Source organism: Acidiferrobacter thiooxydans (assembly GCF_003333315.1).
Taxonomy (GTDB): domain Bacteria; phylum Pseudomonadota; class Gammaproteobacteria; order Acidiferrobacterales; family Acidiferrobacteraceae; genus Acidiferrobacter; species Acidiferrobacter thiooxydans.
The window spans coordinates 313,394-336,516 of the sequence record NZ_PSYR01000002.1 but is presented as its reverse complement, the minus strand read 5'-3'; the positions used below and the strand labels follow the sequence as shown (position 1 = coordinate 336,516).

General features: G+C 63.9%; 23 protein-coding genes. 2 read left to right on the top strand and 21 right to left on the bottom strand.

Annotated features, from left to right (window positions below; genetic code table 11):
* Positions 1-66: 66 nt before the first annotated feature.
* From C4900_RS08605 to C4900_RS08505, 21 genes are all read right to left on the bottom strand, one after another.
* Positions 67-624 carry an NUDIX hydrolase gene (locus tag C4900_RS08605; protein WP_114282952.1) on the bottom strand — a complete coding sequence of 186 codons (558 nt, stop codon included), beginning with the start codon at positions 622-624 and terminating at the stop codon, positions 67-69.
* A gap of 3 nt (positions 625-627) precedes the next feature.
* Positions 628-1,242: a BMC domain-containing protein gene (locus tag C4900_RS08600; RefSeq protein WP_065971483.1), complete on the bottom strand. Its 615-nt coding sequence runs from the start codon at positions 1,240-1,242 to the stop codon at positions 628-630.
* A 123-nt stretch (positions 1,243-1,365) separates the two neighbouring features.
* Entirely contained in the window at positions 1,366-2,169 is an 804-nt protein-coding gene (locus C4900_RS08595; protein ID WP_065971484.1) for a CbbQ/NirQ/NorQ/GpvN family protein, read from the bottom strand.
* A gap of 32 nt (positions 2,170-2,201) precedes the next feature.
* Positions 2,202-2,528 (bottom strand): P-II family nitrogen regulator, encoded by a 327-nt coding sequence (locus C4900_RS08590; RefSeq protein ID WP_065971485.1) that lies wholly within the window; start codon positions 2,526-2,528, stop codon positions 2,202-2,204.
* A complete protein-coding gene (locus C4900_RS08585; protein ID WP_083996083.1) occupies positions 2,516-5,680 on the bottom strand; it encodes a DUF2309 domain-containing protein in 3,165 nt (1,054 codons plus the stop codon). Before C4900_RS08585 ends, C4900_RS08590 begins: the two co-directional genes overlap by 13 nt.
* Positions 5,671-6,441, bottom strand: a complete 771-nt coding sequence (locus C4900_RS08580) for a hypothetical protein (RefSeq protein WP_065971486.1) — start codon at positions 6,439-6,441, stop codon at positions 5,671-5,673. The genes C4900_RS08585 and C4900_RS08580 overlap by 10 nt, the downstream gene beginning before the upstream one ends.
* Before the next feature lies 1 nt (position 6,442).
* The gene (locus C4900_RS08575; RefSeq protein ID WP_065971487.1) at positions 6,443-8,134 is read right to left on the bottom strand and encodes a proton-conducting transporter transmembrane domain-containing protein; all 1,692 of its coding nucleotides are present in this window, start codon (positions 8,132-8,134) and stop codon (positions 6,443-6,445) included.
* Between the two features lie 15 nt (positions 8,135-8,149).
* Positions 8,150-10,504 carry a nitric oxide reductase activation protein NorD gene (locus C4900_RS08570; RefSeq protein WP_114282951.1) on the bottom strand — a complete coding sequence of 785 codons (2,355 nt, stop codon included), beginning with the start codon at positions 10,502-10,504 and terminating at the stop codon, positions 8,150-8,152.
* 79 nt (positions 10,505-10,583) lie between these two features.
* Positions 10,584-10,784: a hypothetical protein gene (locus C4900_RS08565; protein WP_065971489.1), complete on the bottom strand. Its 201-nt coding sequence runs from the start codon at positions 10,782-10,784 to the stop codon at positions 10,584-10,586.
* Entirely contained in the window at positions 10,781-11,404 is a 624-nt protein-coding gene (locus C4900_RS08560; protein WP_065971490.1) for an AAA family ATPase, read from the bottom strand. The genes C4900_RS08565 and C4900_RS08560 overlap by 4 nt, the downstream gene beginning before the upstream one ends.
* 6 nt (positions 11,405-11,410) lie before the next feature.
* On the bottom strand, positions 11,411-11,686 hold the full coding sequence (locus tag C4900_RS08555; RefSeq protein WP_065971491.1) for a 4a-hydroxytetrahydrobiopterin dehydratase: 276 nt from the start codon (positions 11,684-11,686) through the stop codon (positions 11,411-11,413).
* Between the two features lie 12 nt (positions 11,687-11,698).
* Positions 11,699-12,136 (bottom strand): ferritin-like domain-containing protein, encoded by a 438-nt coding sequence (locus C4900_RS08550; RefSeq protein ID WP_065971492.1) that lies wholly within the window; start codon positions 12,134-12,136, stop codon positions 11,699-11,701.
* 13 nt (positions 12,137-12,149) lie between these two features.
* Positions 12,150-12,485: a BMC domain-containing protein gene (locus C4900_RS08545; RefSeq protein ID WP_205735934.1), complete on the bottom strand. Its 336-nt coding sequence runs from the start codon at positions 12,483-12,485 to the stop codon at positions 12,150-12,152.
* Between the two features lie 118 nt (positions 12,486-12,603).
* On the bottom strand, positions 12,604-12,900 hold the full coding sequence (locus C4900_RS08540; protein ID WP_110137227.1) for a BMC domain-containing protein: 297 nt from the start codon (positions 12,898-12,900) through the stop codon (positions 12,604-12,606).
* A 51-nt stretch (positions 12,901-12,951) separates the two neighbouring features.
* Positions 12,952-13,248, bottom strand: coding sequence for a BMC domain-containing protein (locus tag C4900_RS08535; protein ID WP_114282950.1), 297 nt, complete (start codon positions 13,246-13,248; stop codon positions 12,952-12,954).
* A gap of 38 nt (positions 13,249-13,286) precedes the next feature.
* Positions 13,287-13,532, bottom strand: coding sequence for a carboxysome peptide B (locus C4900_RS08530; RefSeq protein WP_065972136.1), 246 nt, complete (start codon positions 13,530-13,532; stop codon positions 13,287-13,289).
* A gap of 1 nt (position 13,533) precedes the next feature.
* Positions 13,534-13,785: a carboxysome peptide A gene (locus tag C4900_RS08525; RefSeq protein ID WP_065972137.1), complete on the bottom strand. Its 252-nt coding sequence runs from the start codon at positions 13,783-13,785 to the stop codon at positions 13,534-13,536.
* On the bottom strand, positions 13,782-15,350 hold the full coding sequence (locus C4900_RS08520; RefSeq protein WP_065972143.1) for a carboxysome shell carbonic anhydrase: 1,569 nt from the start codon (positions 15,348-15,350) through the stop codon (positions 13,782-13,784). Before C4900_RS08520 ends, C4900_RS08525 begins: the two co-directional genes overlap by 4 nt.
* A gap of 48 nt (positions 15,351-15,398) precedes the next feature.
* Positions 15,399-17,750 (bottom strand): CsoS2 family carboxysome shell protein, encoded by a 2,352-nt coding sequence (locus C4900_RS08515; protein ID WP_211306854.1) that lies wholly within the window; start codon positions 17,748-17,750, stop codon positions 15,399-15,401.
* Between the two features lie 239 nt (positions 17,751-17,989).
* Entirely contained in the window at positions 17,990-18,322 is a 333-nt protein-coding gene (locus C4900_RS08510; protein WP_065972139.1) for a ribulose bisphosphate carboxylase small subunit, read from the bottom strand.
* 39 nt (positions 18,323-18,361) lie between these two features.
* Positions 18,362-19,780: a form I ribulose bisphosphate carboxylase large subunit gene (locus C4900_RS08505; RefSeq protein WP_065972140.1), complete on the bottom strand. Its 1,419-nt coding sequence runs from the start codon at positions 19,778-19,780 to the stop codon at positions 18,362-18,364.
* 602 nt (positions 19,781-20,382) lie between these two features.
* Here C4900_RS08505 and C4900_RS08500 point away from each other — a divergent pair.
* Positions 20,383-21,303 (top strand): LysR family transcriptional regulator, encoded by a 921-nt coding sequence (locus C4900_RS08500; RefSeq protein ID WP_065972141.1) that lies wholly within the window; start codon positions 20,383-20,385, stop codon positions 21,301-21,303.
* Between the two features lie 282 nt (positions 21,304-21,585).
* Entirely contained in the window at positions 21,586-23,079 is a 1,494-nt protein-coding gene (locus tag C4900_RS08495) for an outer membrane protein assembly factor BamB family protein (protein ID WP_114282948.1), read from the top strand.
* Positions 23,080-23,123: the final 44 nt, after the last annotated feature.

Genomic DNA, 23,123 nt, shown 5'->3' with positions numbered 1-23,123 from the left:
GGCGGCAACCGTCCACTGCGCCGCATCCACGGTGTCTATCCGCCCCGCCCACGCCCATATGCGCGCTCAACCGTAGCGCCGCCATGCCCCGCTTTTTACTACCAGCCTGTGTAGAGAGCGCTCGCGGTTATAACGCGGCACATCGCGCAACGCCACCCAGCGCAATTCGTGCGATTCGTCGTTGCCCGGCAGCGGCAGACTCTCGTCTATCTCCACCAGAAACCGGATATCCAGGTGCTCGTGTTCCGGCTCCCGGCGCGTCGCCGGGATCCTGTGAATATCGACATCGAAGATCGTCGGGCTGAGGAGCCGGATGCGCTCCGCCGGCAGCCCCGTCTCCTCGCTGCACTCCCGCAACGCCACGCGCATCACGTCCTCGTCCCCATCGGCATGCCCCCCGGGCTGAAACCACTGCCCAAGCTTCCGGTGGAGCATGAGCAGCGTGGCATCGCGACGTAGATTCAGCACCCAAGTAGAAGCGGTCACATGCAGGCCGTCAGTCTCCCGGTCGAAACAACGGGGCGACTCCTGAAGAAGACGGCAGGCGCGATGCGCATAGGCCGCCTCCTCCGGGAAGCGGCTGCGATAACGGCACAGCGTATCGTGCAGTTCACAGCGATCCATGCTTCAGGTCCAGGATGGGTTCTTTACGGCATGGACCGCCGCGGCCGCCGCCTCATCCACGTCCGCTTCGCGCCCCGAGATGATCATACGCCCATACGCCCCGACCGCACGTACGTCGATCAGGGTAATGTTCGCGGCCTTTTCCGCCTGGTTCGCGGCGTAGATGATGTAGCCTGCAGGTTCGGTCTCCAGGATGAACATGCTCTGTTCCGGCAGGATCATCGAGCCCCTGCGATTTTGGCGATTTATGAGCACGGTGTGGTCGGGCATCATGCCGCGTATGACCTCGTTCCAGGTGACTCGGCAGGCCTTGCGGTCCTCTTGTCCCGCGCCCAAGCGAGCCAGCACCGCATGCCCGGCCTCGCGGACATCGCTCTGATCCCGATGGTGGATGACCATGGCCCCGAACTCGCGCTCGATGACAAGCTGCGACAGATGCACGCGCGTGGCCTTCAAGGCGATGTCCGTGAGCCTATGCACGGCCATGCCCGGCGACACTTCCACCCATAACGCGGCATCGCCCGGCACCGGCAGGAAACCCTGCGAGACGCTGCCGATATAGGCGGCAAGCTGCGGCTGGAGCGAGTCTATATAGACGTAAGTACGAAGCTGGATCATAGACCACACGCACAAAAATCGAACGATTCTAGCAAAAATGCCCCTTGGCGGCCACTGCGCGCCGCGCTCCCGGCGTATCGGCGGCAGAAATCCGCACGCGCGCCGATGGCCGGGGTCCGGGACTCAGAAGAACGTTCCGACCGCGGCATCCAGCGCGTCGCGCATGTCCGGATCGTCGGTCATCGGCCGCACCAAGGCCATACTGCAGGCCGACAGGGCGTCGACGCCCTTTTTCATGAGCGACCCCGCGTAGATCAGCATGCGCGTCGACAACCCCTCGTCAAGGCCATGCCCCTTCAGATTGCGCGAGCGCTCGGCGATTGATACGAGCTTGCCGGCGATATCCGCGGATACCCCCGATTCATGGGCCACGATCTCAATCTCGGTCTCGCGATCCGGATAGCTGAAATCCAGGGCCCCGAAACGCTGCTTGGTGGACTGCTTCAGGTCCTTCATGGCCGACTGATAGCCGGGGTTATAGGAGATCACCAGCTGAAAATCCGCATGCGCGTGGATCAGTTCGCCTTTTTTATCCAGCGGCAAGCTGCGTCTGTGATCGGTGAGCGGATGAATGACGACGGTCGTGTCCTGACGCGCCTCCACGACCTCGTCGAGGTAACAGATGGCACCGATGCGCGCCGCCGTGGTCAGCGGGCCGTCCTGCCACTTGGTGCCGTCCTTGTCGAGCAGGAAGCGGCCCACCAGATCGGAGGCCGTCATATCCTCGTTGCACGCCACACTGACCAACGGGCGCTTGAGACGCCAGGCCATATATTCGATGAAGCGCGACTTACCGCATCCGGTGGGGCCCTTGACCATCATCGGCAGGCGCGCCGCGTAGGCCGCCTCGAACAGGCCGACCTCTCCATTGACCTCCCTGTAGTAGGGTTCCTTTTCGATACGATACTGCGCTTCCAGATTGGACATAGGGACCTCGCGATTGAGTGGTAGGCAGGGTGTCAGCTCTTGAACTTGACCAGACGGCTGACCTGGATGTCCGAGACGAAGACCACCCCCGTGTGTCGCTCGAAAAATGGGGCAAAACCTTCGAGGATGGGGGCCACGAGTTCCTCGCCCACTGCCGCGATAATCATGATGAGGGCATCGTCTTCGTTGAACATGACATGCCCCTCATACATGCCGTGGCTACCCTTGCCCGAGAGATTGCCGACGATGGTGTAGCCCTTAAGACCCGCGCGGTCGAGCAAATCGGTTGCGAAGTCCTTATGGATCCCCTCTAAGATGATCTCGAGTTTTTTCAAGGGGCTCAGATTCAGCGATTGCATGGCGAAGTCTCCGAAACAGGGTTCCGGGCCGCGGCGTGGTAACCGCGTCCCGAGCGTGGATGGACAGAAAAAGCGCCATCTTCCAGGACGTGCATCCGATAATCGTCTTCAGGGTCCAGGACCACTAGCCGTACCCAGCCGCCGCCGATGAGCGCCTGCACCTTGGCGATGCGCCCGACTGTACGCTGCGCAAACTCCAGCGGCGCCTCCACCAAGGCGATGAGACGCACGGGTTCATGGTACGGCCGGCCATCCTTCAATACGGTCTGGCTCGGCAGGCCGGTACGCAGATCGCTCTGATTGCCGGTCATTACCGCGAAACGTCCGGCGACGTTATGGTAGACCTTGCTGCCGCTACCGAAGCTCTCGGTATCGACCACCGAGAAATAGTGCTCCAGATTGATCCACTCCCCCACCACTAACGGCCCGGTGAGGATGTTCTCCAACAGGCGGCCCTTGGGATCCAGGCGGTAATCGTAGGACTGCAGGAACGCCCGCCCCTGCAGATCAACCCCCTCGGTCAGGGCGCGGCGTCCGACGATGGCATAGACATTGCGCGCAAGCCCCCATTCCGGGCGCACCTGCGACCAGTCGTGGGCTTGACGTTGAGCCAAGGCCGCCGCCGCAAAGGGCTCGGCGGCAAGCCGCGCGGGCATGTCCAGAAGCGGCATCCGCTCCGCCGCACAGCACCGGCCGGCGGCACTCAGGCCACTGCGCAGGCGCTCCAAATATAAAAGGTGCCGCGCCGGGAGCATGTCGAGATCATGCAGCTCGATCACATCGGTGGTAGTGTTGTGTATGGCCGGCACAAACCACGTATCCTCCGGGATCACGATGCCGCGCTCGCGCAGTCGTCGGCGCACCTCCGGTTTATTGGCCATGGTGGCAAGCGCGCGCGCGTTCGGCAGGCCCTTGCCGCCCCCGCAGGCCCCGCAATCCAGGGCTGATTCGTAGGGGTTGTTTTCACTGTGGCTCATGTGCGCAACCAACAGCACGAATCGCGAGAAGTTGTGGTCAAGACCGATGGACAGCAGCGCCTGCATCACATAACGCACCTGCTCCTCGACACTAAAACCGATGCGCCCAAGCCGTCCCATCTGCAGACTCGTTACCGCGCGGTCTATGCGGTAGACACTCCGCAGCTTGTCAAGGAAGTCCCGCTCCGCCGCCTCGCTCATGTCCAGTCGCTGTGCCACGCGACTGGGCCCCGCTTCGTTCCCGAGGGCCACCTCGCGCAGATTGCGTACGTCATCGTCGGTGACCTGGTCGCGGGGGATACGCAGCTCGCGCGCCAGGGCGCGCACGATCATCGCCCTTTGCACCGCGCGCAGGATGGAGTCGGCCTGTTCGGTGCTCAACTTGTCGAGAAGCAACCGCGTGATCGGCCGGCCGGCATGCAGGTGTGTGCGCCAGCGATGATAACCGAGAGGGGCGAGCGTGCGCCCAACGAGACCTAGACTAAAGAGCAGACCGACGGCCTCTACCGCCACGAACGGGGACAGCACCGAGGCCTTGAGCTCGTGCAGCACATGCTGCAGGGCATCGTAGAGCGGCTCCTCCTCGAGCTCCAGTCCCGCGGGTATCTCTAGAACGAGGTTCTTCGGAGTCTGCACCGCCGGGCACAGATGCGCCTCGGTGCCTTTGCCGAACTCGAGATAACCAAGCGGGACTCCAAAGAATCCGGCGATACCAAAAGTCTGGTAGTCACCCAAGGCCTCGAGGTGCCGGCGCATGGGCTCGGAACGGACATCGATACAAAACAATGCCTGCGCGAACGGACGTCTTACAGATGGCCCCTCATCCGCTGGCGGACGGATCCGGTCGGCAAGCTCATCGATATAATGGGATTCCATGGCCTGCAACCACACATAGCCCTCGCCGTCCTCCCAGTCCCGCAGCACCGACAACAGGGCATCCAGGTGCGTCGGCGTAAGACCCATCAGTCCTGCCTCGGCGACATCGCCCACCCGGCCCGCCAGTTCCCGCAGGGCTTGCGCGGCACGCCGGTTCTCCCAATCCACCTTGGCCGCCCCATAGGCCAAGGCGATGCGCGCAAGCTCCGCCCGGCGCCGGCGGGCCAGGGCGTCATCCACCTCGTGCGCCCATGCCGGGAGGATGGTACCGCCATAAAGCTCATGGCGTAGATAAGCCTCGCGCGGTGCCTCATCCAGCAGTGCGGCGATCTCCGGGGCCGAGGCCGGTGTGCCGTGGCGCCGGCTCCCCTCTTGGAGGAGCGCCATTCCGAGTACCATACGCACCGCCAGAAAATCCACGAGATCCGCCGGATAGCGCTGCGCCCAATAGTAGTGTTTGGCGCCCATCCGGTAACGAATGAACCCCGCCCACCCGTGCATGCGCGTGAGCTCGTGCGTGATATAACCCTGCCAAGCGGTCTCCGGCACCTGCAACCGCTGCAGGACATAGGCCACTATGCCCTCCGCCGTCTCCTCTTCGGCCAGTATTTGGCGCAAATGCAGGCCGCGCAGGAGGAAGCGGGCATTGCGCCGCGCGAGATCCTTCCAGGCCTGGAAGAATCCTGCCTCGCGGCCCGGGGCCTGCCATGCCGACTGACCCTCGTCGAAGAAATCGAGACAGCTTTTGGTCAAAAGATCATCCAGGGTCGCGGCGATCGTAGTCCCAAAAAGTGCATCCACATGCCGATACACAGGCGACGTGGGATCATATCGATGCCGTAGCCGGTCACGCAGCATGATGTCCAGATCGTCTCCCGGCGGCGGCACCGGGCGACCCTGCAGGGCCGCGGCGATGCCCGCGCCGTCCAGCCAGTCGCCACGGTCCACGACCTGGGGCCTGCGACAGCTAGTCATCAATTGCCACAGCCACGCCTCCAGATCGAGCCCCGGGGGCAGATCGGTGCGCGCTGCCAGAAAATCCCCGATGCGCCGCCGCAACAGCGCGTCGTCGATCTTGCCTTCACGCCGATAGTCCTGATAGCGTGCGCGGTCCAGGTACCCACGCGCATGGAACAGGCGGCAGCCCTCGGCGACGGCCACCGCGAACGGCCTGCCTTCGAGACCATAGAGCGGGTTGTGATGGATGAAGGTGCGCATTGGCCAGAACCGCGGTATGGGCTCGCTCGCCACATAGACCATGGAACGTACCCTGAGGCGATCACCCAGCGTCAATGCCATGAAGCACCCCCGCCGACAAGGCTCACGACCAGCGACGCCAGGAACACAAACCCGATGAGCGCCACGCTCATGCCGCCGATGTCGGCCACAGGCTCGCCGCGGTAATCCCCAAAAAGCAGGTCCTGAAAAAGCCGCCCGGCGGCCCATCCCCACAAAAAGATGAGCGGCAACCAAAACGGTATCCACGCCACGGGGATCGATCCCAGGCCCCTCCACAGCATGAAGAACGCCGGGAACACCGGCGTCACTGTCAACGCCAGCACCGCGAACACTAGACTCGCCGTCATGCGGGGCATGACCGCAACCAGACCACCGTGCAGACCCATATACGCGCCACCCACGCGCCCTACGAGGACCCCGGTCAAATATAAGGCCACCGAAGCCGGCAGGGCCCAGCCCAGCGCCATCAGCCGCAACACCGGGGTCGGCTCCCCAGCCGCCCAGGCAAGCCATACTGTCGCAAGCCCCGAACACAGTACAAATCGCGTCCAGATGCCAAGCTCGCGGGCACTCAAGGCGCGCACCGCATAGAGCAGGGCCGACGCCGTGGCGAGCGCCATGACCCACGGCCGAAGCCCGACCGGGCACAGCCGGCCTTGGGGGGCGAGGCGCAAAAGCTCGATCCCGACCTGCGGCAACACCAGCACCACAAGTCCTTGCGCGATCCCTGCGGGAAGACTGGCGACCAGGCGATTGAATAGCCAGCTCAGCGGAAAAAGTGGCACAAATAAGGCGGCCAAGATCCAGAACGCGAGGTCCATGTCAGCACCACCTGAGCCAGACGTTAAGCCGCCGCGACCATTGCACGACGACCTGACCCAACCGCTCGTAGATGTCGGCGACATACAGTTCACGCGACAAAAGGGCGTAGACGCCGAGATAGATCCCGCGCCCGCGTCCGCCAAGCCTGCGTCCGACCTCGAAGGACTCGGCGAAGAATGTCAGCGCCCACCCGCCCACGAACACCGCCGCCAACAACATGACGAGGGCATCGAATGACAATCTGTGGATGCTGGCTGCGCGATACAGCATGAGACTCTCGTGCTCATCCGGATAAAGGAGCCGGCCAAAATAATGACTGATCAACGTATAGCCGATCACGACAACGACAAACGACGCGAGGATACCGAGCATGAGGCGCCAGGGGTCCTGCTGCGACATCTTGTGGGCTGCAAACAATGCCTGAGCCCCCGTAACCCAGCCGAAAAACAACAGCACCACGACCCCCTGCTCGTAAAAAAGATGCTCGGCCACAAAGAAATGCGACAGACTCAATACCACCACCGGCACCAGCACGGTGAGGCTTGCCGCCACGAGCCACGGCAGACGCGAGGGCCTGGCCGGCCGCCGCTCCACCACCGACGTATAGATCGGATCCGGTGGAACGCCATCGTGCGCACGGGCGTCACCGATGACATCGCCGGCCCCAAGAAACAGCGAGGCCTTGAAAAAGCCGTGCGCGATGAGATGAAAAACCGCGAGCGGGAATGCCCCAAGGCCGCACTCCATGACCATGAACCCCATCTGCCCCATGGTGGAGTAGCCGAGCGAACGCTTGATATCATTCTGCAAGAGCATCAGTCCCGAACCTATGAGCGCGGTCATGAGGCCCATCCCAAAGGCCCAGTGCAACGCCCATCCGGCATGCTCGAAAAGCGGCGCGAATCGATTGAACAGAAACCCTCCGGCATTCACGATACCGGCGTGCATGAGGGCCGAGACCGGCGTCGGCCCGTCCATGGTGTAGGGAAGCCAGACATGCAGCGGAAATTGCGCCGAGCGCGCGAACGCCGCCAGTGCCAGCAAAAAGCCCGCAAGCTCCGGCACGGGCATCCCCCAAAGCTGCATATGCGGCGCTCTCTGAATGCGCGCAAAGATCACCGGTAACGAGACGCTGTGGTAGCAATGGACCAGGATGAGGGCCGCGAACCACAGCGGCAGATCGCCGAAACGGTAGGTAATCTGCGTCCAGAAGGCATAACGCCCGGCCGCAGGCCGCCTATGGTCGTGTCCCAACAGGAAATACAAGACGACGCCGACCAAAAACCACGCCACCAAAAGCGTCAGTAGATTGGCCGCCGAGACCATGACCAGAATCACCCCGGTCATAAGATCGAGCAGCGCGAAGAATCGCGCATAGCCCGGCTCCTCGGCCATATAGCGCACAGAATAGATATGCACGATGAGGCTGATACCGGACACGAACGTCCACAACACGAGACTCAAGGGATCGAGCCATAGGCTTCCGAATACCCCCTGGGAATCGATGATCGCCACACCGCCTGTCACGAGATAGTGCACGAGCAGCGTAAGCGCGAGCGCCAGGGTCAAGGTCAGGATGGAGACGCTGACGCGTGCCGCGAGCCTGCGCGTATCACGCAAAAACGCCAGGATCATCAGCGCCGACACCACCGGCAACACAGGCACCCACACCCCTAACGATCCCGTGGCCATCCCCTTCACGTCTCCTTACTTTGTCATGGCGATATAGAGTTGAGGAAGCTTCTCCGGCAGCCTGTCCACGTGATCCAGGACCAGATAATTGCGCGCCCCGAAGATGCGCGAGACATACTCGTCAGCATACGGGTCCAGGGACAGACAGAACGTCCGTATACCCTTGCGAGCCAATTCCTCGACCGCCTTCTTGGCATCAAAACGCAAGTACTGGGGATCGCGCACATCGTTGTCCGCGGGCTCCCCATCGGTCAGCAGAATGATCAGTTTTTTCTGGCTCGCGCGCCGCTCCATGAGGCCCCCGGCATGCCGCAGCGCAGCCCCCATGCGCGTCGAAAGCTGCCCGGTCATACCGGCCAGACGCGCCTTCACCTTATCGTCATAGGGTCCATCGAATTCCTTGAAGCGATAGAATTCCACGTCATGACGCCCGTTGGAATCGAAACCGCAGAGCATGAATGGGTCACCGATGCGCTCCAGGGCCTGCGCTAACAACGCCGCCGCCTCACGCGCAAGCTGCAAGACCGTGACGTCGCCTGCGGCGCGCGAGCGCAAGGTGTCGTTCGTGGACTCCGACAGATCGATCAGCAACATCACCGAAAGGTCGCGGATGTGAAGCCGCGTCCGGATGCCGATGCGCGGGTCCGGCTGCTGCCCCATGCGGATGTCGCTTAAAGCCAGCACCGCGGCATTGATATCGATTTCATCGCCGTCTTCGACCTTGCGTTCGCGGATCACGCCCTGGGGTTGGACCGCCTCGATCAGCTTCTTCAAGCGCTGCACCAGCGGTTTCTGCTGCTCCAGAAAACCGTTGATGACCTCCGGATCCCCCGCCTTCGGCCGCTTCTCGTAGAGCGTCACCCACAGCGGTCTCTCGAGTTGCGTCTGGTAATCCCATTCCGAATAGGTCATCGGTTGCGAGATCGGCGTCTTGCCCTCGCGCTCATTGAAGGTCGTGCCATCGTCGTCGTACAGCTCGGTGGAAAGGACCCACACCTCCTGGGCATCGTCGCCTGCATTTTCCACATCGAGCGTGTTCAACATCTCCATCAGGTTCACGTACTTACGCACCTGTGGCCGGCCCCCGGCGAGCGGATCGCCCAAGTCGGCGATACGCGGGGCGGTCCACAGGTAGCGATTGTCATCGCGATAGACGATCGTACTGGTATCGGCGCTCGGCGTGAATTCAAGCCCACTGGCTTTCGCCAGGGCCGCGAGACGCTCTGCCGACTCCAGGATGCCGGTGTAGCGGTCGCTGTCGTCTTGCGGCAGCCGCGCGAACGCCTCGCGCGATGCCGCCACGAGCGAATGATCATCCCGGTACTCGGAATCGAGCAGCGCCAAGGCGCAGCGGTCGAGGACCGCGGCCAGATCGGGTTCCCCAACCCTATCCACCGTCGCCGGCACCGCCACGAGTTGCCTCCACAAAGAGTACAGCCCCGGAAACGCGCTGATGGCGCGACGCTCCACCCAGGCATCCTCGAGCAAACCGATCCACGGCCGCACGGCCAGTGCGGCCAGTTCGAAGCGCGCATCGAAACGCGAATGCACCACATGGGCGCTGGCGTGGGCGGCCGCCGCCCGAAACACCTCCAACGCCGGGGTCCGCTCCCCATGGCCATTCTCCCAGTCGTCATAGGCGTCCGGGACATAGATGAAATAGTCCTCGACATACGGGCGGTAACCCTCGCGCGTCTCGAAATCCCCGGAGGTCGGTCGCAGAAAGAAATCCCGCCCCCATAGCGCCCGCAGATACATGACAAGCCGCCGCTGGATGTCAATGAAGAGCACCCCGCGCCGCTCCTGCTGCATTACCGCCAGGGCCTGCGGACTCGTCAGTCCGAAAAATTCCGCTTGCGCCGCGAAGTCATTGCGATAGGCAGACACCCCCCACATCGCCCAACGACGCAACCCGCCCAGGGTCATCTGGTCGAGCAGTACCTCGATCTTGCCGAGCATCGGCCGGACCCCTTGCGGGGCCTGCGCCAAAAGCTGGTCGATCAAAAGTAGATAACCACGGAAAAGACCGATCTCGCCGAGCCGCCGCGCGACCACCGGGGCCGTCGAAAAAAACAGCGACAGCACCTGCGCGCTGGTCTTCGAGTACATGCGTATGGCGGTCGACAGCATCTCGAAGACTGCCTGTTCGCCGATCTCGCGCGCCACCTGCGGCGCGCTCTCGACGAACGCCACGACGAGATCGCTGCCACGCCCGAGGGCCTTCAGGCTCCCGGCACCCTGCAGATAGGCCTCAAGGCCGCGCGATGTAAAGACGCGCGCCGCCTCGTGCCAATTCGCCTCCAGGACCTCGGCTGCGTGTTCGCCGAGATCCTCAAGAAGCTCCGGGTAATCTACCAGTTGAACCGCCATACCCCTGCAACCCCGTATGTCCGGTAATAGGCCTCCGTGACACCCACCGACGTCATCCGCACACTGCGCGCGGGATCCTTCAGTCCGGCCAGACGCGCGGCGGATTCACGCCCCGTCCCCCGCCGGCATTCAGATCCACCTCGTCTACGTGCGTCTCGCGATCCTTGGCATGCTCTGCACCACCCGCCGGCCCCACCTTGTCCCGGTCTCCCGTCTTGGTCCCCGGGCGACGCCGCTGCGTCTGCAGACTCGCGCTCAACTTGTCTTCCAAGTTACTCATTTCAAGATCTCCTCGATGAGTCGTTCGATCTCGTCGCGGGCGGCGGCGGCACGCTTACCCATGTGATAGACACTGAGGCCCTCGAGCGCAGCGCCCCGATATATCGCCCGCCGCCCAATCGGTACCGGCAACACCGGCAGGCCCATCGCGGCGATGGCCGACTGCGAGGCCCGCGACAAGGCGCTGTGCGCCTCCACCTGATTGAGCACGAAGTACCCGCGCAACTGCGGCCGGCGGCTCTGCAGACCCTGCACAAACTCGGCACTGCGTCGGCTCGCCCACAGGTCCAGGGGCGACGGCAACACCGGCAACAGCACGAGATCCGCCTCCCCCAGAATACCCTCGATCTCATCGTCGTCGAGGCGGGGCGGACAGTCATAAACGCGATAATGGTGGTTCGCCTGCCCGCCTTCACGCAGGCCCGCCCAGTCACAGATTGCTATGGCGTAATGGCCCTCGCGGTCGGCCCAATTGGCCCAGTCCCCAAGACTGCCTTGCGGATCTGCATCAACCAATAGCGTCGGTGCGCGTCGCGCAAGCCCCATCGCCAGGTTCCATGCAAGTGTGGTCTTGCCGCAACCGCCCTTGCCGTTGTACAAAGCGATTCGCAGCGCCGTCATGACCGCTCAGCCCGGGCCACGCCGCGCACAGGCGTCTGTGCTGTGCGCAAAGTCCCTGAGTCGGGGCTCCACCTCGTCGCCCTCGAATTGAATGGTCACCACCACATGCGTACGCGCGAAATTGAGGTTCGGGTAATAACCGCTCGCCTCCGACAGCGCCGCCAAATCGTCGAGAAAGGCCCGCGTCTGTGCGTAATCCGCGAACTCAAAGCGCTTGTTCCATGCTAAAGGACGCTTTTGCTGCGTCCATCCCTCCGGAACCGCCGCGTCCTTTTCGTCCATGCCTTTCCCTCCTCATCGGCGCGCTGCGAGCGCGGCGCGCAACTCCTGCAGGTGGCGCAGATGCTCCTCTTCGTCAGCGCGCAGGCGCGCGAAGAGCGCCGCCACCTCGTGATCGCGCAGACGCGCACTCACGGCCGCAGCCTCTGCATAGAGCTCGACTGCCGCCTGCTCGAGATCGGTATCGTGACACAACATCTCCTCGAGGTCCCGACCAGGCCGTGGCGGTCGCAAGGACCCCGCCCCTGGGGCCATCCCGGCGAGCAACAGCCGCTGGCTCAGTAGATCGGCATGAGCAAGCTCCTCGCGGGCCTCATGGCGAAAGCCTTCCGCCCAGTCTGCAAGGCCCCACAGCGTACACAGACTCGCCTGCGTCAGATACTGCTGCACGGCGCTGTACTCATGATTCAGGGCCTGGGCCAGGAATCCTGTGACGCGCGGGTGGCTACGCATGCCGCCCCCGCGCTCAGCTCAGGTTGCCTGTGACGTCCCCGTCCCGTCCGCCGCCGTTACCGTCCGGACGCGTGGGCAGGATGTGCTCCACCTCGGAATGCACGCGCGCGATGATGTGCGCCGCCACCAGGCCATCCCCCACCCGCTCGCAGGCATCGGCGCCGGCCCGCACCGCGGCATTCACAGCCCCGGTCTCGCCGCGCACCAACACCGTCACATAGCCGCCACCCACGAACTGGCGACCGATGAGACGCACCTCTGCGGCCTTGGTCATGGCGTCGGCGGCCTCGATGGCCGGCACCAAACCACGCGTCTCGATCATGCCTAAGGCTATACCCGTGAGTGCCATTCGTTTTCTCCTCGAAGGTCTCGATCCATCGGTATCCACTGATTACACACCCCGCCTATCGGGGTCGTGGGCACGATCCTCGCGCCCAAGGCCTCCCCTAGCCGGCTCCCACAGCCCCTCAGGCGCTCGGGGCCTTGGGCAGGATGTGCTCCACCTCGGAATGCACGCGTGCGATGATGTGGGCCGCCACCAGGCCATCCCCCACCCGCTCGCAGGCATCGGCGCCGGCCCGCACCGCGGCATTCACAGCCCCGGTCTCGCCGCGCACCAACACCGTCACATAGCCGCCACCCACGAACTGGCGACCGATGAGACGCACCTCTGCGGCCTTGGTCATGGCGTCGGCGGCCTCGATGGCCGGCACCAAACCACGCGTCTCGATCATGCCCAGGGCAATACCCGTCACATCTGCCATTTTCCCGATCTCCTTCTTTAAGCGACTAAAAAGCCCGGACCACGGCGCCCGTCAGGCGCTCGGGGCCTTGGGCAGGATGTTTTCCACCTCGGAATGCACGCGTGCGATGATGTGGGCCGCCACCAGGCCATCCCCCACCCGCTCGCAGGCATCGGCGCCGGCCCGCACCGCGGCATTCACAGCCCCGGTCTCGCCGCGCACCAACACCGTCACATAGCCGCCACCCACGAACTGGCGACCGATGAGACGCACCTCTGCGGCCTTGCTCATGGCGTCGGCGGCCTCGATGGCCGGCACCAGACCGCGCGTCTCGATCATGCCCAATGCAATACCCGTCACATCTGCCATTTCCATCCCTCCATACGGACCCTAACCAAAAACCCGCCTTACGGCTCCCAAAAATCGATGATTCCCCCGATGGTCAGGTCGGTGTGAACCCCGAAATCCCCTTGCGCGTAGCGCGCTGCCGATCCTGACACCGTGAACACCCACTTTCCCGGCGGCACCCCCACCGGGTCGGTGGCGACATTCAACTTCCCGGTACCATCCTGAAGGACCCGTAAAGATGCCTGCTTCAGGCCCGCACCGCGCCGCGTCACTACCAGATCCGAGATCACACGCATGATCTCCATTTCACTCCGGGCTCCAGTTGTCGATGATGCCGACGATGGTGAGGTCCGACGGGTATTCCTTGCTGCCCGCCGCTTCGCGCGCCGCCGAAGACCCCACGCAGATCACCCAATCCCCGGGAATGCAGCCCACCGCATCGACCGCCACCGAACGCGGACCGCCCTCCTTATCCTGCACGACCAGGAGCGGTCGATGGCCCATCTCGCCGATGCGGTTGGTAGACACTAGAGTCTTTTCCACACGCATGATCTTCATGTCAGCGCAACCTCCTCCAAGGCACTCCCCGGTGCCATGTCCTGTACACTCCCATGCAGATATAAAAGCCCTTCCTTGGCCAGGTGCGCGTAGCGGCCCTGTATCCCCTCTGCGATCCGGCGGATCTTGTCTTCCATCCGCGCCCGGCTCCCCGGAACCTGCTCGTTGAAGTGATAATGCAGCGCCACCGGGATCGGCAGTCCCCGTTCGACATTGAGGTGCCGGAATATCTTCACCCCGACATCGAGATCCGCAGCCCCTTCCTCCACCGTGTCGAGCCGCGCGTAATAGGCGATATTGCGCACCTGGACCTCTGGAAACCCGTCGCCCACGCTCACAAAGCGTTCGCCGTGGCCCATGTCCCCATACCAGCCGCCGTGATACTCGCCGACATATTCGATCTGGCTCATATTGTTGATGAGCAAGGTCGCGATCAATCGACGCATACCATCATGGGGCTCGCCCTCGCCCTTGCCCCATCCCTCAGTCGCGCTCGCGGCGCGTATGGCCTCGTAGACCGCAAGCCGCGCGCGATCGGCATCCAGCGTGAGCGTCTGCCGGTAGAGTGCCGCGTTATCGATGTAGCGATAGGCACTGACATCGCCGTTGCCATCCGGCACGTGCACACGTATGGCATCGGTGTCGGTATCCACCCCGATCAACAGGATGTCCGTCCCCGCCCCGCAACAAAACGCATTCTCTATCGCACGACGAAACTCATAGAGTCGCTCCAGTGCCGCCTCGGTCGCCGCCCGCTCGTTGCTCCCATGGGCCGCGCAGCCCTGGTGCTTCGGATCCAATGAACTGCCGTGATACACCGCCACTTTGAGATAACGCGTCGGCACGTCGGCGGTCGTCGGAAACCCCTCCCGATACCGACGCAGCTCGGCGTGCTCCCAATGCCGTACGTCCTCTTCCACATCGAACAGCGTGCCTGCAAACGCGCTGCGCCGTACGAGATTCGCCGCCGGTATGCGCAGCACATAGGGAAACAGGCCCTTCAGCCGTCCATCGGCGCACGCCGAGACATTCATGGCGTGAAACCCGCAGTCCACTAACAGCGCATCCCATCCCTGACCCGCGGCCAACTCCTCCCGGATACGATCGCCAAACCGCGCCACCGCCCCAGCGAGCGCCGAGAACACCGCCTGTGCATACAGTGCGCCCATATCCGGGCCCCGTACCCAGGCACGCTCCAACACCGCCGTCGGTAGCTCGAAACCCAAGCGCTCCCGTGCCCAGTCCTGCGCACGCCCCGGAAAGTCGCTGCCGCGACCCAATGCCGCGATCTCCTGCAGGGTCGGCACGATGCGATCAAAGCGATCCTTGATCCCCTGCTCGCATTCGAAGAGCCGCGCGTTTTCGTTCCGGTCCACGAGCGCATGCCGGCAACCGCGCGCCGGCAGGGTGGCGCACGCCGGGTGCTCGACACCCAGGGCCTCGGCCCGTGCCGCCCCCGCGCGCAGCCATCCGGGCCGCGCCCGGCCGCGCGCCATACCGCCTGCCAGCTGGCCCTGCGGGCCGCTGCGTGCGCGTCGCATCGTCGATGATCTGCGCGTATCCATGGGGTTATCCCTCACCTGCGCCATCGACTGCGAGAACACCGCGGCGCATCATCCCCGCGCCCCACCCGAGTAGGTCACAACCGAACCCTTCGGGGAATTCCCGCTGCTGCCGGTGACCCGGCCTTCGGGCACCGCTACAGCCAGCGGCCGCTCGCGATTCCCGGCCGCCGACATCACACAGGTGCGCGCCACACCCCGCTGAGTGGGATTGCGCCCGTGCGCCCAGCGTCCCTCGGTACCGGTCACGCGATCACTACGGCTCCAATCGTCGCCGGTAATCCGCCACGCCCCGGCAGCCGGTGCCGCGTCCTCTGGCATTTGCGCGTTCTCGGCTGCCGCCGGCATGGCCGCCATCATCGGCGCCACCGCTTCGCGACCCCGGAATTCCGGCGTCCCTGTCACGAGTCCACGCGCGAGGTTGATCGGCCCTGTGATCCGCCCCCCGTGATCCCCGGCATTGCCGGTGATCCGCGACCGCCCCTGTTGGGCGGGCGGCACGACGGAAAATCCCGCAGCCTGCGCGGCGGGCGCCGCAGCCGCCGGTTCCGGCGCCGCGGGTACGAAGCGATGACTGATCGCGGTGTTTCCCGTACCACGCCCGGCAAGTTCCCCTTGCAGCGCACGCAGCCGGTTTTCGAGCTCCTCGAATCGCTGTTTGCATCCACAACCGCCCGCGCAGCCGCCGGACGCCGGCCTGTCCGCGCTGATCTTCGGCGTCGGCGCCAAGCCCTCTACCATAGACTCCTCACGCCCTACATAAGGCGTACCGCTCACGGCCACCGAAGCGCCGGCCTCGTTGCCAGTCACGGCCTCGCTGCCACCGAGCGCCGGGCCGCTCACGACATGACCGGTATCGGTACGCGTAAGACTCACCTTCCGTGCCCCGGCCTGCGGGGTGCTCGCGCACTGAGCGTAGTGCTCCCGCCCGTAATACGCCGTTCCGGTGACGGGCCAGCACCCTCCGTGCTCGTCACCTGTGGTTTTTGGGAGCTTGTCCATTCCCGTGCCGGTCACGCTCGTACCACTGAGGCCCGTCATGGTCTGAACCTTTTCCACGCCACCACCACACATCTGCGGGCCGTTATAACCAGTACCCGTGACACGTTGGCAGGAACCGGGCTCGTTGCCGGTCACCTTTCCCGAACGGTCCACCAGATTCCCGGTGATACGCTGCCGCTTGTCCGTATAGCTCTCCTCGACCTTCGGCGGTTCCGTGGGCTCGGGCTGCACCCGGCAGACGGACGTAAAGCTCTCGTGACTCAGATACTCGGTGCCCGTCAGGGTCCGGCATTCGCCGGCCTCAAGTCCTGTGATTCGGCTGCTGTTGCCCACCGCCGTCCCCGATACCGCGCGCCCCGCGATGGTATGCGTCAATGCCACCTTCTTGGGGGCGCCGTTGATGGTCATGCGCGCCGCGCCGCCATCCGCGTACTGCGATCCCGTAATCTTGGCCACAGCCCCAGGCTCCGAGCCGGTCACTCGATTCATGCGCGCCTCGTCGCTGCCGCTCACCGGTAGCTGCTGACGCGCCGTGCGTCCGGTCACCACCTTCGGCGGCCGTGCCGGCGCGGCAGTGTCGCACGCCGCTTGAAAATAATCGCCACCCATGTACTCGGTCCCGGTCACGACGCGGCACGTCCCGGCCTCATCACCGGTCACCGCCTGCGCATGACCCAAGTACGTCCCGCTCACGCCCACATTGCCCCCGGTCCGGCCCACGCGTACCTTGGCCGGACCCGCCTCGGGCTGCGTCTTGCAAAACCGCGTATAGTGCCCAGCCCCCAGGTACTCGGTCCCCGTGATGGTGCGGCATGATCCGGCCTCGGTGCCGGTGATCGCCGGCGCCCTATGGACCTGCGTGCCGGTCACGGCACTCCCGGCAAGGGTCGTGTCTGCCTCCACCTTCGCCGGTGCACCCTGCCGGCGCCGTCTCCCGGTGGGACGCGCCGGCTCCGCCGAACCGCGACCATGAGCCGCCAATTCACGCCGATGCCGACGCGCAAACTCACGCGCGCTGCCGGTCTCCAAATAGTGCTGGCGGGCGGCAACCGAGATCAGCCCGTTACGCACCGGGATCGCCACCTTGCCACGCTGGGCGAGTGAACGACGCCGCGCCTTACAGAGCGTGCGTACGCTACGATCCCGCCATCCGAGGGTCTCGGGCGCGCTCTCGGCGATCTCGCACACCGCATCGAACACGGCATCCTCGACCGTGGCCGCCGCCGGCCGCGCCTCAACGGTCCCTTCCGGCACGGGATCCGCGGCCACCACCGTCTCGACGGCCTGCCCCGTGCCCCGCTGTTTCGGATCCGACCAGCACTGCGCGCCCGCACAACGCAAGGCACGACGCGCCAACGCCGCCTCACGCCCGCGCGGCTTGGCGCCCTGCGCGGTCTGCATCTGCCCCTCAGGCGCGGCCGGTACAGGCGCTAGGGCCTTAACGGCCTTCGGCTGCGGCATCCGGACTCCGGCCTTTCCTGGTGCTAGCGGCTTCTGCTGGGCCTGCCGGCGCCGCATCTCCTGCGCCAAGGCCCGGCCATGCAGGCGACCAGCTGAGGATAAATCCGACATAGTGTCCCCCTATGGGGCGCGTGATCCGGTTCATTCCCCGGACCCGGCCCGCTGATCTCATCGCGTCTTTAGGAACCCCGGTGGACCACGAACGACAGCCCCTGGCTCTGCGTGTAGTTGTCGTACCCGATCAGGCGAATCAGATGATTGGGGTATTCCCGGCGGCACGCCTCGATCTCGCCCAGAACGGTATCGGCGTTGCGTTCCCCGAACATCGGCAGCTTCCACATGTACCAGTAATATGTGAAAGGCCGGTTGGGCTCTATATGCTCCACTGCCGGGTTCCAGCCCTGCGCGATCATGTACTGAACCTGCGCACGAACCTGCTCGGCAGACAGCGGTGGGAGGTACGAGAATGTCTCGTACCGGCGAGTTTGCTTGTATTCTTGCACATCGGCCATGGCGACCTCCTTACTCAATGACGTGTCTGATCTCGGTAATTACCGGTTCTGGACGTCGAGCTTGTCGACGGTATCGAACTCGAACTTGATCTCTTTCCAGGTCTCCAGGGCAATCTTGAGCTCGGGCGAGTGCCGCGCGGCATTCGTCAGTACGGTCTTACCCTCTTTCTCGATATCCACGCCCCGATTGCGCGCCTCGACGCAGGCCTCGAGGGCCACGCGATTGGCGGCCGCGCCCGCGGCATTTCCCCACGGATGACCCAGCGTACCGCCACCGAACTGGAGCACCGCGTCATCCCCGAAGATCGCGACCAAGGACGGCATATGCCAGACATGGATACCGCCCGAGGCGACCGCGAAGGCCCCCGGCATGGCGCCCCAGTCCTGATCAAAGAAGATTCCACGGCTGCGGTCCTCCGGGACATAGGATTCGCGCAAGAGATCGATCCAGCCGAGCGTCGAGGCGCGATCGCCTTCGAGCTTACCGACCACGGTACCGCTGTGGAGGTGGTCACCGCCGGACAGGCGCAAGGCCTTGGTCAGCACCCGGAAATGGATACCGTGGTGCGGGTTACGGTCGATGACCGCGTGCATGGCGCGGTGAATGTGCAGCAGGATACCGTTCTTGCGGCACCAGCGGGCAAGGCCGGTATTGGCGCAGAAGCCGCCGGTCAGGTAGTCATGCATGATGATCGGCATGCGCAGTTCCTTGGCGAACTCGGCACGCTCGTACATCTCCTCCGGGGACGGCGCGGTGACATTCAGATAGTGCCCTTTGCGCTCACCGGTCTGGGCCTCGGCGTTGTGAATCGCATCGGCGACAAACAGGAAACGATCACGCCAGCGCATGAACGGCTGGGAGTTGACGTTCTCGTCGTCCTTGGTGAAATCGAGACCGCCACGCAGGGCCTCGTAGACCGCACGGCCGTAGTTTTTGGCCGACAGGCCGAGCTTGGGCTTGATGGTACAGCCGAGCATCGGGCGGCCATACTTGTCCATCTTGTCGCGTTCGACCTGGATACCGTGCGGCGGACCGTTGCAGGTCATGACGTAATGGAGCGGGAAACGCACGTCTTCCAGGCGCAGAGAGCGTACCGCCTTGAACCCGAACACATTACCGACGAGCGAAGTGAATACATTGACCACCGACCCCTCCTCGAAGAGGTCGATCGGGTAGGCAATGAAGGCGTAGAAGGAGGTATCATCACCTGGGACGTCTTCGATACGGTAGGCGCGGCCCTTGTAGTAGTCGAGGTCCGTAAGCAGGTCAGTCCAGACCGTCGTCCAAGTCCCGGTGGAGGATTCGGCCGCCACTGCCGCGGCTGCCTCTTCCCGGTCCACGCCGGGCTGCGGCACGATTTTGAAACACGCCAAAATATCCGAGTCCAAAGGCACGTAGTCCGGAGCCCAATACGTCTGGCGGTACTCCTTGACTCCGGCTTCATATTTACCAGCCATAGATCCTCCTGAAGTAACGATCAACTCGACCTGCAAAGCGGCATAGGGCGCTCAATGTACAAAGGCTGTCCCATAAGGCCAAGTAAAAAAAACTTAATGTTATGTTTTACTAAAGCATATCGTTGTGGACGATGGGGTACCGTAAAAGATACCGAGTGGGTCAGGGAGGGCGGACGACCGTGAGGGTCTGTGGCCGCCCGGGCCCGCAGGACGGTGGCGACCGACCAGGGGTGCGGGCTGCGGGCTCCGTCGCCGGACCCCGCCGGACGATCAGGCCCTCGCCCACTCGCCGCGCGCACCACGCCGCCTGTCGGCAAGAATAGGCGCCACCTTGGGGACGATGTCGGTTTCCGGCTCGACCGGGCCACGCTTGCGAATCCCTCGCCTTAGTGCGCGCCGCGCACAGACCCCGGGGCAATGCCCGGATCTCATCTGCCCGTCTGCAAGCCGTGCGCGCGCGCCGAGCCGTGGACCGGACCCCCAGCGCAGATCCGCGTGTGGTTATCCATCGCGTACGGATCTCGGCCGGCTGCGTCTTTGCAATCTCTGGAGATTTTAGTTAAATTAAACGTCGATGCCACTACGTTAAATGATAATCGCTCATGTTTCTGCGCCGCGTCACACTCCATCAACTGAAGATCTTTCTGTCGCTCGCCCGCCATCTCAACATGACGCGCGCCGCCGAGGAGCTGCATATGACGCCGGCCGCGCTGTCGATACAGATCAAGCAATTGTCCGGCACAGTGGGCGCCCCCCTTCATGAGCAGATCGGCAAACGGCTGTTTCTGACCGAGGCTGGGCGCCTCGTATACGCCGGGGCGCTCGACGTCTTCGATCGCCTGGAGCGCCTATCGGGGGATCTTGCCGCGGACCAGGGACTCGAGCGCGGCAACCTTAAACTCTCCATCATTACCACCGCGCAATACTTCGCCCCGCATTTCCTCGGGGCGTTCTGCAAGCGCCACTCCGGGATAGAGGCCACACTGGAGATCGCCAATCGCGACCAACTCATAGAGCGCCTGAAGCACAACCTGGATGACCTCTACATCATGGGCCAAGCCCCCGAGCAGCTGAGTGTGATCGCGCAGCCCTTTATGGAAAATCCGCTGGTTCTGATCGCGCCCGCCGATCACCCGCTGGCCTCGCAACACGACATCGCCCCCGAACGGCTGGCCGATGAATCGTTCATTATGCGCGAACCGGGATCAGGGACGCGGCTTGCCGCCGAGCGCTTTTTTGAAAAGCATAGCGTGCAGCCCAAGATTCGCATGACCCTCGGCAGCAATGAGGCGGTCAAGCAAGCCGTGGCCGGCGGGCTCGGAGTGGCGGTATTGTCCGGGCACACCCTCACCCTCGATGCGGCCTCCGGCGCCTTCGCGGTCCTTGACGTGCGCGGCTTCCCGTTACGACGCCAATGGTATGTGATCTACCCCTCCACCAAACAGCTCTCCCCGGTGGCGCGGGCCTTTTTGCATTACATCACCGAGGAAGGGGCTTCGCGCAACCAGAGCCCGGGCCGCTAGGGGCTCACAGGCCGCCACGATCGCCCCGCCCGGCACGACGCCGGACGATCGCCTCCTTGTGCCGTCTGGGGTACGACCGCGGCACGATGCCATCAGCACGCCTAAGACACGCCATGGCGTTGCCATCGCAACCCTCGTGCGCGCAAGACCCATCACCCGCATGCGAGCGGCCGCTAATCACCCCAAGGGCTGCGCGGGGCGTGATGGCGCGCGGCCCCGGCTTTTGTCCCGTCCCTGGCCCTTCATCATGCGCTACCGTACTGCGTGTCATGGAGGATACCTATGCCGGATATCTTGCCGCGGTTTATGGGTGTAGCGGCCTTATTGGCAGGCCCGTTGGTGGCCACGGCCACGCTCGTCCCAGGGTCGCAACACGGGCCCTACGCACGGGTCTTTTATGCGCGCAACTTGCCGTCCCCAGCCGCTCAGGTCGGATTCCCGCACGCCTGGACGCACGCCTACGGCAACGCCCGCCACGACTCGGCCTATCCCGTTGGTTCCTCGGCCCCGACGTGGCTAAAAAGTGGCGTCACATGGCGCTATGCCGAGGCGCGCGCCTGGCCCCTGTCCCGCCATAAGCCGTTCGGCGCCAAGGTCTATGGAGACCGGCTGGCGCTCGCCACCATGACCCAATTCTATGGGAACGCGCTCGGTGTTTCCGCGGCCGATGGCATCATTTACGCAGAAAGCGATGATGAATTCGCCTATGCCCTGAATGCCCGCACGGGACGGCTCATCTGGCGCACAAGCCCCGTCGGCAACACGCTCATGGGTGATCCACTCGTCTTTGGTCATGTCGTATATCTGACGGCCGGCAATGTCGGCTTCAATTTTTCGAATGTTCAGCGGTATTCGCAAAAAACCGCGGCACGTGGGGCGGGCGTGAGCTACAATGGGGTCTACGCCCTCGACCGGACCACAGGAAAGCTGCTGTGGCATTTCGGGACCATGGGCGCAACGATGCCGACGCCGGCGATTGCCGACAACCGGCTCTTTATCGACACGGGCTCCGGCGACATCTACGCCATCAATGCACAAACCGGCCATCAGATCTGGGTGAAACGTGCCGGTGGCATCGCCAATATGTCGGACCCGGCCATCTACCATGGGCACGTCTACGTCGCCTTGTCGGTCGTTCCTTATCTCTACTGTCTGTCGGCCGAGAATGGCCATATCGTGTGGAAGGCCTCAATCCGGCGCGCCACAAAAACGGGGCTCGGAGATGTCTCGCCAGCCGTGGCCCACGGTGTCGCCGTGATGGATGCCGTGGCCGTCGTCCCGTCACACGGCGGACGCACCACCATGACGACCATCGTGCGCGCCTACAATGCCGAGGATGGGCGTGTGCTCTGGACGCACACCATGGGCCTCGGCCCCAAGCCCCCGGCATTCAAGGGCGGGGTGCCCATGATCCACGGAAATGCGGTCTACGTAGGTACGCCGGTGGACAATATCTACCAGGCCTACGATCTCCATAGCGGCAAGGTCCTTTGGACCTGGCACATCCCGAAGGCGGGAGCGGCCGGCGCCGGCCGCGGGCCGGCCACCTATTCCCACGGCAAACTCTTCATCAGTACTGGACCGCGCCTGTTCGTCTTGAATGCCCATACGGGACGCCTGATCGGGCAGAAGTATCTGGGAGGGCGTTTCGGCATCGTCAATCCCGTGATCGTCGGCGGCACGATCTATCTCGACAATTCCTGGGACTGGATCATGGCCGTGCCCGTCTCGACCGTGGTTGCGCACAAGCCAACCCATCGCCAGCTGTCACCCTGACCTTGAGGTAAGGCGCCACCACGTCCTCGTGGTCTATACTGATA

What these genes read in the sequence shown, in the direction of transcription:
- C4900_RS08520 (WP_065972143.1), bottom strand. Translation starts at nt 15,350, where the DNA reads ATGGATACGCGCAGATCATCGACGATGCGACGCGCACGCAGCGGCCCG.
- C4900_RS08535 (WP_114282950.1), bottom strand. Translation starts at nt 13,248, where the DNA reads ATGGCAGATGTGACGGGTATTGCATTGGGCATGATCGAGACGCGCGGT.
- C4900_RS08545 (WP_205735934.1), bottom strand. Translation starts at nt 12,485, where the DNA reads ATGGCACTCACGGGTATAGCCTTAGGCATGATCGAGACGCGTGGTTTG.
- C4900_RS08580 (WP_065971486.1), bottom strand. Translation starts at nt 6,441, where the DNA reads ATGGACCTCGCGTTCTGGATCTTGGCCGCCTTATTTGTGCCACTTTTT.
- C4900_RS08540 (WP_110137227.1), bottom strand. Translation starts at nt 12,900, where the DNA reads ATGGCAGATGTGACGGGTATTGCCCTGGGCATGATCGAGACGCGTGGT.
- C4900_RS08595 (WP_065971484.1), bottom strand. Translation starts at nt 2,169, where the DNA reads ATGTCCAATCTGGAAGCGCAGTATCGTATCGAAAAGGAACCCTACTAC.
- C4900_RS08585 (WP_083996083.1), bottom strand. Translation starts at nt 5,680, where the DNA reads ATGGCATTGACGCTGGGTGATCGCCTCAGGGTACGTTCCATGGTCTAT.
- C4900_RS08515 (WP_211306854.1), bottom strand. Translation starts at nt 17,750, where the DNA reads ATGCAGACCGCGCAGGGCGCCAAGCCGCGCGGGCGTGAGGCGGCGTTG.
- C4900_RS08565 (WP_065971489.1), bottom strand. Translation starts at nt 10,784, where the DNA reads ATGAGTAACTTGGAAGACAAGTTGAGCGCGAGTCTGCAGACGCAGCGG.
- C4900_RS08500 (WP_065972141.1), top strand. Translation starts at nt 20,383, where the DNA reads ATGTTTCTGCGCCGCGTCACACTCCATCAACTGAAGATCTTTCTGTCG.
- C4900_RS08575 (WP_065971487.1), bottom strand. Translation starts at nt 8,134, where the DNA reads ATGGCCACGGGATCGTTAGGGGTGTGGGTGCCTGTGTTGCCGGTGGTG.
- C4900_RS08570 (WP_114282951.1), bottom strand. Translation starts at nt 10,504, where the DNA reads ATGGCGGTTCAACTGGTAGATTACCCGGAGCTTCTTGAGGATCTCGGC.
- C4900_RS08560 (WP_065971490.1), bottom strand. Translation starts at nt 11,404, where the DNA reads ATGACGGCGCTGCGAATCGCTTTGTACAACGGCAAGGGCGGTTGCGGC.
- C4900_RS08550 (WP_065971492.1), bottom strand. Translation starts at nt 12,136, where the DNA reads ATGCGTAGCCACCCGCGCGTCACAGGATTCCTGGCCCAGGCCCTGAAT.
- C4900_RS08525 (WP_065972137.1), bottom strand. Translation starts at nt 13,785, where the DNA reads ATGAAGATCATGCGTGTGGAAAAGACTCTAGTGTCTACCAACCGCATC.
- C4900_RS08605 (WP_114282952.1), bottom strand. Translation starts at nt 624, where the DNA reads ATGGATCGCTGTGAACTGCACGATACGCTGTGCCGTTATCGCAGCCGC.
- C4900_RS08510 (WP_065972139.1), bottom strand. Translation starts at nt 18,322, where the DNA reads ATGGCCGATGTGCAAGAATACAAGCAAACTCGCCGGTACGAGACATTC.
- C4900_RS08495 (WP_114282948.1), top strand. Translation starts at nt 21,586, where the DNA reads ATGCCGGATATCTTGCCGCGGTTTATGGGTGTAGCGGCCTTATTGGCA.
- C4900_RS08600 (WP_065971483.1), bottom strand. Translation starts at nt 1,242, where the DNA reads ATGATCCAGCTTCGTACTTACGTCTATATAGACTCGCTCCAGCCGCAG.
- C4900_RS08555 (WP_065971491.1), bottom strand. Translation starts at nt 11,686, where the DNA reads ATGGACGAAAAGGACGCGGCGGTTCCGGAGGGATGGACGCAGCAAAAG.
- C4900_RS08505 (WP_065972140.1), bottom strand. Translation starts at nt 19,780, where the DNA reads ATGGCTGGTAAATATGAAGCCGGAGTCAAGGAGTACCGCCAGACGTAT.
- C4900_RS08530 (WP_065972136.1), bottom strand. Translation starts at nt 13,532, where the DNA reads ATGGAGATCATGCGTGTGATCTCGGATCTGGTAGTGACGCGGCGCGGT.
- C4900_RS08590 (WP_065971485.1), bottom strand. Translation starts at nt 2,528, where the DNA reads ATGCAATCGCTGAATCTGAGCCCCTTGAAAAAACTCGAGATCATCTTA.